Origin of the sequence: Candidatus Microthrix subdominans (assembly GCA_016719385.1) — a bacterium.
GTDB lineage: Bacteria > Actinomycetota > Acidimicrobiia > Acidimicrobiales > Microtrichaceae > Microthrix > Microthrix subdominans.
The window spans coordinates 526139-539795 of sequence record JADJZA010000007.1; the positions used below are offsets into that span (position 1 = coordinate 526139).

The 13657-nt window shown below is 66.5% G+C and carries 12 protein-coding genes and 1 pseudogene; 12 read left to right on the forward strand and 1 reads right to left on the reverse strand.

From position 1 onward, the window contains the following. Positions 1 to 25: 25 nt before the first annotated feature. The 11 genes and pseudogenes from IPN02_12595 (at position 26) to IPN02_12645 (ending at position 10888) form a co-directional block, all read left to right on the forward strand. Complete coding sequence (locus IPN02_12595) at positions 26 to 973, forward strand: SDR family oxidoreductase (GenBank protein MBK9297645.1); 948 nt, start codon at positions 26 to 28, stop codon at positions 971 to 973. 1 nt (position 974) lies between these two features. Beyond that, positions 975 to 2036 carry a hypothetical protein gene (locus tag IPN02_12600; GenBank protein ID MBK9297646.1) on the forward strand — a complete coding sequence of 354 codons (1062 nt, stop codon included), beginning with the start codon at positions 975 to 977 and terminating at the stop codon, positions 2034 to 2036. Further along, a complete protein-coding gene (locus tag IPN02_12605; GenBank protein ID MBK9297647.1) occupies positions 2033 to 2851 on the forward strand; it encodes a methyltransferase domain-containing protein in 819 nt (272 codons plus the stop codon). The genes IPN02_12600 and IPN02_12605 overlap by 4 nt, the downstream gene beginning before the upstream one ends. Beyond that, entirely contained in the window at positions 2838 to 3695 is an 858-nt protein-coding gene (locus IPN02_12610) for a methyltransferase domain-containing protein (protein MBK9297648.1), read from the forward strand. Before IPN02_12605 ends, IPN02_12610 begins: the two co-directional genes overlap by 14 nt. Beyond that, complete coding sequence (locus tag IPN02_12615) at positions 3688 to 3882, forward strand: hypothetical protein (GenBank protein MBK9297649.1); 195 nt, start codon at positions 3688 to 3690, stop codon at positions 3880 to 3882. The genes IPN02_12610 and IPN02_12615 overlap by 8 nt, the downstream gene beginning before the upstream one ends. 3 nt (positions 3883 to 3885) lie before the next feature. Continuing rightward, positions 3886 to 4729, forward strand: a pseudogene (locus IPN02_12620) (SDR family oxidoreductase). A gap of 41 nt (positions 4730 to 4770) precedes the next feature. After that, a complete protein-coding gene (locus IPN02_12625) occupies positions 4771 to 5778 on the forward strand; it encodes a glycosyltransferase family 2 protein (GenBank protein ID MBK9297650.1) in 1008 nt (335 codons plus the stop codon). Positions 5779 to 5815: 37 nt separating this feature from the next. Then, positions 5816 to 7828, forward strand: coding sequence for a glycosyltransferase (locus tag IPN02_12630; protein MBK9297651.1), 2013 nt, complete (start codon positions 5816 to 5818; stop codon positions 7826 to 7828). Positions 7829 to 8006: 178 nt separating this feature from the next. Next, entirely contained in the window at positions 8007 to 8753 is a 747-nt protein-coding gene (locus IPN02_12635) for an SDR family NAD(P)-dependent oxidoreductase (GenBank protein MBK9297652.1), read from the forward strand. A gap of 35 nt (positions 8754 to 8788) precedes the next feature. After that, positions 8789 to 9580 carry an enoyl-CoA hydratase/isomerase family protein gene (locus tag IPN02_12640; protein MBK9297653.1) on the forward strand — a complete coding sequence of 264 codons (792 nt, stop codon included), beginning with the start codon at positions 8789 to 8791 and terminating at the stop codon, positions 9578 to 9580. A gap of 354 nt (positions 9581 to 9934) precedes the next feature. Further along, positions 9935 to 10888 carry a hypothetical protein gene (locus tag IPN02_12645; protein ID MBK9297654.1) on the forward strand — a complete coding sequence of 318 codons (954 nt, stop codon included), beginning with the start codon at positions 9935 to 9937 and terminating at the stop codon, positions 10886 to 10888. On the opposite strand, the gene IPN02_12650 is transcribed toward IPN02_12645, so the two are convergent. Then, positions 10872 to 12095, reverse strand: a complete 1224-nt coding sequence (locus tag IPN02_12650; GenBank protein ID MBK9297655.1) for an acetyl-CoA C-acetyltransferase — start codon at positions 12093 to 12095, stop codon at positions 10872 to 10874. The genes IPN02_12645 and IPN02_12650 overlap by 17 nt on opposite strands. Positions 12096 to 12321: 226 nt before the next feature. On the opposite strand from IPN02_12650, the gene IPN02_12655 reads away from it, so the two are divergent. Beyond that, positions 12322 to 13581 carry a thiolase domain-containing protein gene (locus tag IPN02_12655; protein ID MBK9297656.1) on the forward strand — a complete coding sequence of 420 codons (1260 nt, stop codon included), beginning with the start codon at positions 12322 to 12324 and terminating at the stop codon, positions 13579 to 13581. The last annotated feature ends 76 nt before the right edge of the window (positions 13582 to 13657 follow it).

Below are 13657 nucleotides of genomic sequence, written 5' to 3' on the forward strand. Positions count from 1 at the left end.
AGTACTGGTAACTGGCGGGGCCGGGATGCTGGGTAGATCCCTCGTCCCAGCGCTGGTTGGCGCCGATCACGACGTGACGGTGACCGACATCGATCTCTCTGCCCCCACACCATGGGGGCAGAGCGGCCCGGTCATCACCGAATTGGACGTGCGGGAGCGCTCGTCCATCGCCGACGCCTTTGCCGACGTGCGCCCCGATCTGGTCGTCCACCTTGCGGCGGGGACGTCACTCGAGTTTGCAGATGCCAACGAGGACGCTACCTACCTGACCAACACGATCGCCACCAAGTACGTGGCCTTGGCAGCCCGCAAACACGATGCGGCCATGGTCTACATCTCGACCGCCGGGGTGTTCGACGGCACCAAGCCGTCGGAGGTCTACAACGAGTACGACCAGCCGAACCCACTCAACGTCTACGGGCAGACCAAGTACCTCGGGGAGTTGATGGTCAAGGAGTTCCTCGAACGGCACTACATCATCCGTGCCGGCTGGATGGTCGGCGGGGGCCGGTCCAAGGATCACAAGTTCGTCGCCCAGATGCTCCAACAGATTCGTGACGGCAAGAAAACCTTGTATGCCGTCGGCGACAAGCTGGGCACTCCCACCTACACGCCGGATTTCGCCCGCACCTTTCTTGGGTTGATCGATTCCGAGCTCTACGGCCTGTACCACATGGCCTGCGGCGGACGGGGCAGCCGCTACGACGTGGCCGCACGCATCCTCGACGTTCTGGGCCTGAGCGACCAGATCGAACTGGTCGAGGTCACCAGCGACCACTTCGCCGAGGAGTTTCCCTCGGTGCGGCCGTACTCGGAGATCATGCGAAACATGAACCTGGAGCTGCAGGGCATGAACCACATGCGGCCCTGGGAGGTCGCCATCGAGGAGTACCTGCACAACGAATTTAGTGATCTGATCGTCAAGGATCGGTCGGCGCCGACCGATCCCTCACCAAGCCTGATGGGAGCCTGAAATGACCAACCAATCCGACGACCGCAGCGTGTGCGTCGTCATCCCGATGCCCAACGATCCCCCGTGGGAGCTCTTCGACGCGATCAGCGACGACATCCCCATCATCGTCTGCGACGATTCCAACGGGAAGCTCGCACCTGCGCCGCGACCGAACGTGACCTACTTCGACTACGCCGCTCAAGAGGCCTATGCGGGCAAGCACTATGCCGCCATGCCTCACCGCTCGGCGGCCAGTCGAAACTTCGGCCACTACTGGGCGTACAAGGAGGGCTTCGACGTCATCATCGCTCTCGACTACGACTGCGACACCCGAGGCGACTGGGTCGGCGACCACCTGTCGTGCCTCACCACTGTCACCGATCAACCGGCGGTGCAGCCGGTCGCCCAGGGCGGCTGGGTCAACTCGATCGAGAACGACGAGTTCTATGCCCGCGGCTATCCCTATGAATATCGCACGAGCGAGCTGTCACAGGTGATCGACACCACCGCCTCCGGCGAGGTGAAGCTCAACATGGGCGTCTGGGATCGTGTGCTCGACCTCAACGGCGTCGACAAGTTCTGGAAGGAGCCGCCCTACGACCCGGGCCTGCGCGCGGACGAGAACTGCATTGCGCTCGGCAACATCCCGGTCTGCGGCATGAACACCTCGTTTGCCGCCGAGTTGACCCCGGCGTACTTCTTCCTGCCCGACTGCTGGGTCAACGGGACGTGGCAGCTGTCGCGCCACGATGACATCTGGGGCGGCTACATCATCAAGAAGCTGATGGATATCAACGGTGACCTGTTCAGCTGGGGTCGCCCGGTTGTCGAGCACACCCGCCAGACCCCGTTGGAACGTGTGGCCGTCCTCGAGCAGTGGATGCACCTCATGTCGGTGCCGTTCTACGAGTTGGTCGACGAGGCCGTAGCCGACCTGTCGCCCGGCGGATACGTCGACCTGTACGCCGGCTTTGTCGACGAGTTCGAACGCCGGGTGGGCAAGAGTTCCGCGCCGGTGCACTACCGCGCCATCTACTCGGAACTGGCTGACTGGATGCGCCGCTGGTCGGAGGCGTTCCAGTGACCACCCCAACCAAATCCGGCTCGGCGCCTTCTGGCCCGGTTGGATCCGACGAGCTGCGCCGACGTGTTGATGAGATCGACTGGTTTCACTCCTACGAGATAGCGCCAGGCATCGTCTCACCCGGCGAGTACCGGCCCCAGATCCACCTCGATCGCGGCTGCCTACCCGAAGATCTGACCGGGCGCTCGGTCCTCGACATCGGTGCTTGGGACGGGTTCTTCAGCTTTGAAGCCGAACGGCGAGGCGCCGCCCGGGTCGTCGCCGCCGACTCGTGGGCCTGGCAGGGCCGCAGCCCGCTGTCGCCCAAGCCGGGCTCATCCGAGCCGGCCTTCGGGTCCAAGCGAGGATTCGAGTTGGTTCACGAACTGCGCAACTCCAAGGTGGAGACGACAGAGGCCGAGGTCTACGACCTCGATCCCGACGTGATCGGCACCTTCGACGTTGTGCTTTTCCTCGGCGTGCTCTATCACCTGCCCCATCCGCTCCTGGCGCTCGAAAAGGTCGCCTCGGTTGTGGCTGAGGGCGGCATGGTGATCGTCGAGACGGTGATCGATCAGACGTTCACGCGCCGACCAGCGGCGGCTTTCTATCCCGGCAGCGATCTCAACGACGACGATTCCAACTATTGGGGAACGAACCCGGCCTGCAACCTCGCCATGTTGCGCGTCGCCGGGTTCGAGCGGGCCGAAACCCACTGGCACACCCGCTTTCCCACACGGGCAGGCCATTTCGTCAAGCAGTTCATCAAAGGTAATCGCCTGCCGTTTGTGCAGGCGATGAATACTGGTAGGGGCGTGTTCTATGGCTACAAATAGGACCTTCATAACGTCTCGCCGAGACGAGATACCCCTCGAACACCGGCACGCCAACGAGAAGTCTGTCTACGACGACATGGCCGATCAGGTACTCGCCGAGTGGACCGATGAGGAGATGCTCGTCGACCCCGATGAACTCCCCGAGTGTCATCAGTTCGAGGGGCCGATGCAGACCCTGATCGACTGGGCGGGCCCGCTGGAGGGCAAGACCGTGCTCGAGACGGGTTCGGGGTTCGGGACGCTCAGCTGTTGGTTGGCGATGAACGGAGCCCGGGTGATCGCCACCGACATCTCCCCGAAATGTCTTGAGGTTGTCGAAGAGCGAGCCCGACGAAACGGGGTCGCCGACCGGATCACGACGATCAACACCCCGGTCGAGACGTTGGAGGGAGTCGACGACGAGAGTGTCGACCTCGTGTTCGGTCGCACGGTCGCGCACCACTTCGAACTTCCCCCATCGGCAGCGAGCATGTATCGGGTACTCAAGCCGGGCGGCCGGGCGGTGTTCGCCGAGCCGGTGATGTTGTTGCCGGACTGGGTTTTCCGGCTGCGCCGCTCCCGGGCTGTGACCAGCGTGTTTCCCCCGTTCGTCCATACCCCGGATGAACGGTCGTTCGATCACGAGATGATCGACGACCTGTCGGCGCCGTTCGACAAGGTGACGATCGCCCACTTCGGACTGATGACCCGAGTGTCCAGCTTCGTACGTGTGCCCGACCGGCTCTTCGCCGCCATCTCCCGGGTGGATCAGAAGATCCTCGAGCGCGTCGACGCTGCCCAAACCGTCAGCCGGTACATGGTGATCCGATTGGACAAGTCCCCGACGAGTGCCGCCGATGTCTGAGAGCACCCATTTGAGCGCCGAAGCGCGCCGCCTGCCCGCTCCGATGAACGCTTTGGCACCCAGGCCACCCGTCCCGGCGATCCGGAACGATGAGAGCTGGGCGCCGCACGGCGTTACCCACCCCGCCTACGGCACTTATGTCCCACAGTCGCGGCCCGAGGCCTTCGACCTGGCCATGAAGGCCTGAGCGGTGGCGACGTTCCTGGTCACCGGGGCGTCGAGCGGCATCGGTGAAGCCTGCGCGCTGCGTCTCGATCGCTTGGGACATCGGGTGTACGCCGGGGTGCGAACCCCGGAGGACGGTGAGCGTCTCCGAACCGTCGCATCACCCCAGCTTCGTCCGATGATGGCCGATGTCACCGACCCCGACCAGATCGGGGCGACGATGGCGGCCATTGACGATGAGGTCGGCCCGGCCGGCCTGGACGGCCTGGTCAATAACGCCGGTATCGTTCGTCGGCGGGCCGGTCGAGTACGTGCCGCTGTCCGAGTGGCGAACCCAGTTCGAAGTCAACGTCTTCGGTCAGATCACGGTGACCCAGGCAGCGCTACCGTTGCTTCGGCGGGCTCGTGGCCGGGTGGTCTTTGTCGGCTCGATCTCCGGTCGGGTGTCGACGCCGCTGGGTGGGCCCTACGGGGCGTCGAAGCACGCAATCGAGGCCATAGGGCAATCGCTGCGCGAGGAGTTGCGGCCTTGGCGCATCCGGGTGTCGGTGGTGGCCCCCGGCGTCGTGCGCACGCCGATCTGGGGAAAGGGGCTGGTTTCGGCCGACGAGACAATCGCGGCGATGCCACCCGAAGGCACCCGGCTCTATGGGGCGTCGATCGATCGTTTGCGAGCTCAAGTGAAGGAGATCGAGGCCAAGGCCTCCACCACCCCGGAGAGTGTGTCCGAGGTCATCGAGCACGCCCTGTTGAGCCGGCGACCTAAGCACCACTACCTACCGGGCGGCGACGCCAAGCTGGTTGCAGCTGCCGTCTGGTTGTTGCCCGACCGCGCCGTGGCCCGGATGCTTCGCCTGCCTGCAACGTGAAGGACAACGCAATCAAACACCGATACGACCAGGGGGGCACCGTGAGCGGGCCTGAACCGAGCTTCTCGATCATCCTTCCCACCTACAACCGCAGCTCGGTGGTCGAGGAGACGCTTCGGCGACTCATCGACCAGGACTATCCGCCGGATCAATACGAGATCCTGGTGTGTGACAACTCCTCCGACGAGACGCCGCAGATGGTCGAGCGGGTGGCGGCGACGTCGCCGGTGCCCGTTCGGCTGCTCTCGAGCGACGAACGCCTCCCGGCGGTGAAGCGAAACCAGGGCCTTCAGGTGGCCACAGGGGACTTTGTCCTCTTCATGAACGACGACGTCTGGGTTCGTCCCGACTTTCTCCGCGAACACGCCGCCTCTCACGCGGCTCACAACGCTCCGGTAGCGGTTCTTGGCTTGGTGGAGCAGTCGCCCAAAATGCCGCAAAATCCGTTCATCGAGTGGTACCAGCCCTTCGCATATCAACTGATCGAGGACCGGGCGGACCAGTCGGTTCCCTATCAGTTCCACTGGTCGATGAACTTGTCACTGCCTCGCGACGTGATGATCGATCGCCAGCTGATCTTCCACGAGGACTGGTCGGAAATCGGCAGCGAGGACGTGGAGTTGGGCTACCGCTGGACCCGTGCCGGCTACCAGGTGATCTACAACCCCCGGGCCTGGGGCGAGCACTATCACCCCCACGATCTCGACACGGCCTGTCGCTTGCAGGAGGTGATCGGCAGGGGTCTGCGTGACCTGGAGGCCTTGATCCCCGATCCCGGTCTCCTCGAGCGTTACGGGGTGTTCAGCTGGGATAATTCGCCGCGGTCGGTCGCCCGCGGCGCAGCACGTCGCGTGTTGTTCAATCGCCTGACCGTGCCTCCCGTGCAGCGGCGCCTCAGCGCTCTCCGGCATCGCAATCGGCTGGCCGAGTGGAGCTATTGGAAAGTCTTTTTGCACTACACCAACCGTGGTTACCAAAGCGCGCCACCCAGCCGAACGACGCCGGTGGTCACCCTGCCGGAGCCCGCACGGGTCGGGAGCGAGACATGAGCGGTTTCCGGACGGCTCCCGGCGATCGGACGCCGAGATGAGGGTGGTATTGGACGCGACCGGCCTGGGGTCGGGCGCCGGTGGTGACGAGACGATGCTGACCGGCGTGCTCGAGGGTCTCGCCGTGGCGGCGGAGGCCGACGACGCGTTTGTCGTTGTGGCGGCCACCGACGCCGATCTGCCCGCTGTGGTCATGTCCGACGCTCGCTTCGAGGTCCATCGGGTCGCTCGCCGCTCGGGCCTCATCCACTTCGGCGCCGTCATGCCGCGGGTGCTGTCCGGACTGGTTCCCCGACCCGATCTGGTGTTTTCGCCCACCCACGGGCCCATCCGATCGCCCATTCCCCTGGCGCTGATGGTGCAGGACCTGTCCTTCGTGCACCGTCCCCAGGATTATCCGCTCCCCACCAGGCTGCGGCTCCAGCGGGCGGTGCGGGCACAGGTTCGGTCCGCTCGAGTCGTGTTGACGGTCAGCGAGCACGCACGCGGTGACCTGATCGAGACCTACGGGCTCGATCCGGCTCGGGTCTTTCGGGTGTACAACGCTGCGCTTTCGTCAGTGCCGATCGAGGCGGGCGACATGGAGGCCCAACGAGGCTGGTTGCGCGATGCCGGGGTCCCCGGCCCGTTCTTCCTCTACCTGGGCAACCTCCACCCGAGAAAGAACGTCGTCCGTGCCATCGAGGCGTTTGGATTGGCCCGGGCTGCAAATCCGTCCTTGGCCGATCACCGTTTGGTGATTGCCGGTGGGCGCTGGTGGGGGAGCGGGGAGCAGGAAGCAGCGAAGCGCCTCGCCGATCCGGACTCGGTCGTTTTCCTCGGGCGCGTGGACGAGGCTCAGCGCGAGCTGTTGCTCCACAGTGCGGTGGCGCTGGTGTATCCGTCGCTGTTCGAAGGCTTCGGTCTGCCCCCGCTCGAGGCGATGAGTCGCGGTACGCCGGTTGTTGCGGCCAGGGCGACCTCGATCCCGGAGGTGGTCGGCGACGGGGGTCTTTTGGTCGACCCGCTGAACACCGCCGATCTGGCCGAAGCGCTGATCAGCATCGCCACCGACCCCGCCCTGGCGGCCGAGTTGGCCGAGCGGGGACGTCGGCGAGCTGCGTCGTTCAGCGTTGCTGCGACCGGCGAGGCACTTCTGGCGGCGTTTGCTGCCGCCATCGATACCGGGGGCCGCGGTGATCCGCCCCGGATGGGTGAGCGGAACCGTGCAATGTCCGGTGCGAAAACGGTCGCCGACTACGCAGACGATTGGGAGCACAACGCGCAATCGGACGCACACTTTGCGATCCTGAGCGACCCCGCCCGCAACGATCGTTCCTGGGAGCAGGACGCTGACGGTTTCATGGCGTCGGGCGAGAAGGAGATTGCCCGGGTCATCGACTTCCTCGAATCGGCGGGTATCCACCCTCGGTTCGGGGGGCGTGTGCTCGATTTCGGATGTGGCCTCGGCCGCTTGACCAACGCCCTCGGTCGACGTTTCGACACGGCCGTCGGTGTGGATATCTCCCCGACGATGGTTGACCGGGCGCAGGCCCAGGCCCCCGCCGGGGTGTCGTTCGTGGTCAACCGTAGCGACGACCTGAGCCAGTTTGACGACTCCAGCTTCGACTTCGTCTACTCCAACATCGTCTTGCAGCACGTGAGCAACGAACTCCAGCGGGCCTACCTGGCCGAGTTCTGTCGAGTCCTTACCCCCGGAGGCCTCGCAGTGATCCAGCTGCCGAGCCTTCGCCGCGGGCTGAAAGGAACGGTGAAGCGCCTGCTTCCGCCCAAACTGGCGGCGTCGATGCGCCGCTATCTGCGTCCGTCCCGGCTTCTGCGTCGTGATGATTACGTCATCCACATGGAGATGAACTGCCTGCCAGAGAACGACGTCTGGCGGATCGTCGAGGGGGCGGGCTGCGTCGTTGCTCACTGCGCTTTTAGCAACGCCGCCAAGGCCGACTTCGGCGGTAACCTGATCTTCACCGGCCGGGACGAGGCCTATGCGAATGCGGCGGGCGGTGGCTTCGTGAGCCCGGTGTACGTCATCCGGCGCCCCTACGAGTGACCGGCGGGTCCGGTCCTGCAGGGTCCGTCCGGATTCTCTTATCATGGACGTTGCGTCGGGCGAAGGGCCCTAGCATCTGCCTTTGGCCGCCAGGTCACTTGGAAGGGGTCAGGTGGGGGAGTTCGTAACAGGGTACGGGCCGTGGGCGGTTGTGACCGGTGCCGCCCAGGGGGTGGGGTTGGCCTTTACCGAAGCGCTGATCGCGCGCGGCCTGGGCGTGGTGATGGTCGACGTTGATCCCCGGGTGACCGACGTTGCCGGAGCGCTTGGCGACGAACGGTCGGCCCGGCCACTCGTCGCCGACCTGGCCAACCCGTCGTGGATCGACCAGCTCGACGAGGCCACCGATCAGCTGGAGGTGGGCCTGGCGGTCGCCAATGCCGGCGTGGCCTTCGTCGGGCGGTATCTCGACATGGATGCCGGACGGCGCCGGGCGATTCTCGAGGTCAACTGCACCGCCACCGTCGACCTGGCATCGTGGGCGCTGCCGGCGATGGTCGAGCGAGGCCGGGGCGGGTTTGTGGCCACCAGCTCCGGTTCCGCACTCGCCGGCACGGGTGGGGTGGCGCTGTACAGCGCCAGCAAGGCCTTCTCGGTCAACCTGATCGAGGCCCTCGGCTGGGAGCTGGCCGACTCCGGCGTCGACACCCTCGCCGTGGTGGCGCCCACGATGGACACCCCGATGTTCCGCTCCGGCGGGGCCGACCCGGCGCGCGCCTTCACCCCACCGGTCGATCCCCGGGTCGTCGTCGAGGGAGCGCTCGACGCACTGCCCGCAGGCGGCCGTTGGTTGGCCGATGAGGGGTTGGCGTTCGCCGCCGGCGTCGACCGTGCCGAGCGGGTGGCCATGATGAGCACCGCCACCACCGCCATGTACCCCGACACCTTCACGCCGCACGCCAAGCCGGAGAATGATCCTCAGTGACCGATTCGAGCCTCAACCCCATCTCGCAGGACGCCATCGGCCTCAACGGCTGTCCCAACATCGTGGTGGCCGATGCCGCCCGCATCCGTACGATCACCATCGATCGGCCTGAGGCCAAGGGGGCGATGCGAGGAGACATGTGGAGCGCCCTCGGCGACGCGCTGGCCGACGCAGAAGACAACACGGGGGTGGCGGTCGTCGTGCTCACCGGCACAGGCGACGCGTTCTGTGCCGGCGTCGACCTCACCGAGATGGCCGAGATCGCCATGGGGACCGGTGTGGCCGACGCCCATGCCTTCCCCAAACTGGCCGACACCATGTCCACCTTTGCCAAACCGTTGCTCGTGGCGGTCAACGGCATCGGGGTGGGCTTTGGCGCCACCGTGCTCGGCTTCGCCGACCTTGCGTTCATGGCATCGACAGCGAAGGTGAAATGCCCGTTCACCCGTCTAGGCGTCGCCCCGGAACTGGCGAGCAGCTACACGTTTCCCGCGCTGATCGGCCGCCAGAATGCCTCCTGGGCGCTGCTCAGCTCGGAGTGGCTCAGCGCCGAGGAGTGCGAGGCGATGGGGCTGGTCTTCCGGGTGTGCGAGCCCGACGATCTGATTGCGGTGACCTTGGAACACGCCAGGGTGCTGGCCGCCAAGCCGATCAGCTCGCTCGTCGAGTCCAAGCGCGCCATCCTGGCGGGGATGGCGCCGCAGATCGCCGCCGCCCGTCAACGGGAGGACGAGGCGTTCCAGCGCCTGCTCGGCACCCCGGAGAATCTGGAGGCGATGACCGCCTTCGCCGAGAAGCGCGAGCCCGATTTCACCGGACTCGGCTGAGCCGTTGGCCGGGAGGCCGCCCACAGTCAAACGTGCCAGTTCGGCTTGAGTACCTCGCCGTGCCGGTGCCCTACCTGGGGACGTCGAGCCCGAACGGGCAGCGCCCGGGGTGGTGCTGGTCACCTGTGTGGCCAGCGGCATCCAGGCGGCAATGCTCCCGGGTCCCACAGTGATCGCACCCAAGCTCTCTCTGGGTGTGATCGCTGTGGGACGGGCCACAGTGATCACACCCAGATGGACCGTGGGTGCGATCGCTGCGGAAGGGATGACCAGTGCAGACCACGGCCACAGGTCGGCCGACCCGGGGCGCGACCCCCAGTGTGTTGCGCACAGCTTCGTCGTACGTTCGCCGACATGGCGGTGCTTCCAGCCGGAATCGATCATCTGGCCAGCCGACAGGGTGGCGTGGTCGCTCGAAAGCAACTGCTCGAGAGCGGCCTCAGCGAGTGGCAGCTGCGCCGGGCCCTGGAGACCGGCCGGTTGGAGTCAATCATGGCGGGTGTCATGCGGGTGCCGGGATCGCCTCGCAGCCAGATGCAACGACTGTGGGCGGCACACTTGCGGTTGGGGGCCGAATCGGTGCTCGCTTTGGGGTCGGCGGCCCGCTTGTGGGGACTGAAGTCGATCGAAGAGTGCCGACCAACCCTGGTGGTGCCCCATCACCGAACTCCAAAGGCCGAGAAGGGGATGATCGTCCACCGCACCCGTCGCCTCGAGGACGTCGATGTTGGTGCGATCGATGGACTGCCGGTGACCCGTCCCGCCCGGACCCTGGTCGACCTGTCGAGCGAGACCGGCAAGGCCCGGCTGACCGCCGCCCTGGAGGAGGCGCACTACGACCGGATTGTCGGGTACACGGAGGTAGGGCGGGCGTTGGTGCGACTCGGTGAAGCAGGTCGGCACGGCGCCGTTTTGCTGGCGGAACTGCTCGACGAACGGACCGGTGGGCGGGACTTGGAGCAGTCGGCGTTGGAACGGCTGTTGAGCGATCTGTTCGATGCCGCCGGCATCACCGACGTCATCCGTCAGCACCCACTGCCGTCTTTGGGCCAAGTGCGTGGGCTGGTCGATGGGCTCATCCCCCGGGGGGCGGTGATCGCCGAAGGGGATGGACGCCGCTGGCACAGCCGTTGCGCCGACATGGTGCGTGATCGGGAGCGGGACCTGGCGGCAGCCGAGATGGGCATCCAAACGCTTCGGTTCATGCACGAACAGCTCACCTCCGACCTGGAGGGGTGCGCCGCCCAGTTGAGGCGTACCGTCGACCTTCGGGCGAGCCAGGGTCTGAGCCTCAGACGCGCTCGATGATGATCGCCGGCGCCATGCCCCCGCCGGCGCACATCGTGACCAGGCCGGTCTGCAGGTCGCGACGCTCGAGTTCGTCGAGGATGGTGCCGATCAGGATCGACCCGGTGGCGCCGATCGGGTGGCCGAGGGCCATCGCTCCGCCGTTGACGTTCACCTTGTCACGGTCGAGGTTGAGATCGCGCTGGAACTTCTCCGACACGACGGCGAAGGCCTCGTTGATCTCAAACAGGTCGATGTCGGCCAGCGTCATGCCTGCCCGCTGAAGCACCTTGTGGGCTGCCGGCACCGGCGCGTTCAGCATCAGTGTCGGGTCATCGCCCATGTTGGCGGTGGCCACCACGCGGGCCCGCGGCGTGAGGCCGTGGGCCTTGGCGTACGCCTCACCGGCCAACAAAATGGCGGCGGCGCCGTCGACCACGCCCGAGGAGTTGCCGGCGTGGTGGACGTGCTCGATCGTGAGGTCGGGGAACTTTTGGGCGACCAGCTCGCGGTAGGTCTTGGCATCCTCGCTGTGGCGGTAGTCGGCGACCGCCTCGAACGAGGGAGGCAGTTTGGCCAGGGACTCGGCGGTCGTGCCGGGTCGGGGGAACTCTTCGTGGTCGAGCGCCAGGGTGCCATCGAGGTTGTACACCGGCACGAGGCTGCGGTCGAAGCGTCCCTCCGTAATCGCCCGGGCGGCCCGGGCCTGGGAGCTGGCGGCGTGCTCATCGAGTGCGTCGCGACCGATGCCCTCCAGCGTGGCGATGGCATCGGCGCACACGCCCTGGTGGGGCTGGGGATGGAGGTCTTGGAGGTGGGCGTTGTTGGCGCCGATCGGCAGCATGCCCTGCTTGGGCAGTGACATCATCTCGGTGCCGCCGGAGATCACCAGGTCCTCCATGCCGGCCATGATGGCGTTGGCCGCGATGTTGGTGCTGGTGATGCCCGAGCCGCAGAAACGGTCGAGGGTGACGCCGCTTGCCTTGACGTCGTAGCCGGCGTCCAGCGCGGCCATGCGCCCCAGGTCGCCGCTCTGTTCGCTCACCTGCGAGCTGGTGCCCCACACGATGTCGTCCACATCGGCGGTGTCGAGGTCGTTGCGGTCTCGCAGCGCTGCCAAGACGGTTGCGCCCAGATGCTGGGGGTGCAGGTGGGCGAGCGCCCCCTTGCCCGGCTTGCCGATGCCTCGCGGTGTGCGGCAAGCGTCGATGATGAATGCGTCGGCCATGGTGATCCCCTGGTGTCGATGTATCTCAGCGCTCGAAAGAGTCCGCGTCATGCGTAGCTGAACCGTGCGCCGTCGCGCCAGCGTGTCGGCGCATCGGTACGTACCGGCATCGGCGTATTCCGCTGCCGGCCCGCAGCTTGCTCCGGCTTATCGTGATCAAACTCGGGCGTGAATCGGTTCGACGCCCGGTACCCTGGGGTTGACTTCGACCGGCAGGGGGGCCGCCATGGGTTCGACGTGGATGCTCGGCGGGTACCAGAGCGACTTCGCCCGCTCGTTCGCCCGCGAGGGGCTCGGCATCTCGGACCTCACGCGGGAGGTCACCGAGGCGACCCTCGAGGCTGTCGGGGTGAGCCCGGCCGAGGTTGAGTCCGTGCACGTCGCCAATGCGTTTGGTCAGATCTACACCGGCCAAGGCCACCTCGGGGCGATGCCGGCCACTGTGGTGAGCGGGCTCTGGGGCGTGCCGGCGATGCGTCACGAGGCGGCCTGCGCGTCCGGCTCGATCGCCGTGCTGGCGGCGATGGCCGAGATCGAGGCGGGTCGCTACGACTGCGTGCTCGTGTTGGGCGTCGAGGTGGAGCGGACCATGCCCGGCGACCAGGCCGCCCGCACCCAGCAGGCGGCTGCGTGGGTGGGCCACGAAACGGACGGGGTTGACTTCATCTGGCCGGCGACGTTCGATCGAATTGCGGACGAATACGACCGTCGGTTCGGCCTGGACGACACCCACCTGCGGGCGATCGGTGAGCTCAACCTGACCAACGCCAAGCGCAACCCGCTGGCACAGACGCGGAGCTGGCGTTTCGACGAGCACAGCTTCGGAACCGACGATCGTTCCAACCCGCCGGTCGCCGGGCGGTTGCGTCGCAACGACTGCACCCAGATCTCCGACGGCGGCGCCGGGCTCGTGCTCGTCTCGGACCGCTGGCTGACAGAGCGTTCCGGTCCGGCGTCTGCGGGCCCCGCCGGCCGACCACTCGCCCGCCTCGCCGGGTGGGGCCATACGACGGTGGGCCTGGGACTCGACGCCAAGCTGCTGCGCAGCGCCGCGGGCGGCGTCGAGCCGGGCCCATACGTGATGGGTCATGTTCGCCGTGCGATCACCGATGCCCACGGCCTGGCCGGCATCGCGGGCATCGGGGACGTCGACTGTGTCGAGACCCACGACTGCATGACGCCGTCGGAGTACCTGGCGATCGACCACCTGGGCATCACCGCACCCGGCGAGAGCTGGAAGGCGATCGAGGATGGCCGTATCGGGCGCGACGGCTTGATACCGGTCAACCCGGGTGGCGGCCTGATCGGTGGCGGCCATCCGGTCGGGGCGACCGGCGTCCGCATGCTGTTCGACGCGGCCAAGCAGGTGAGCGGTACCGCCGGTGATTACCAGGTCAACGGGGCGAGTCGGGCCCAGACCCTCAACATCGGCGGCTCGACCGCCACGACGGTTTCGTTCGTCGTTGAGTCGGTGCCGGCACCGTGAGGTATCGGGAGCGTCAGACGTCGGGTCGTTGCGTCGTATCCCACGACGGTTTCCTTGTCATCGAGCCGGTGCTGGT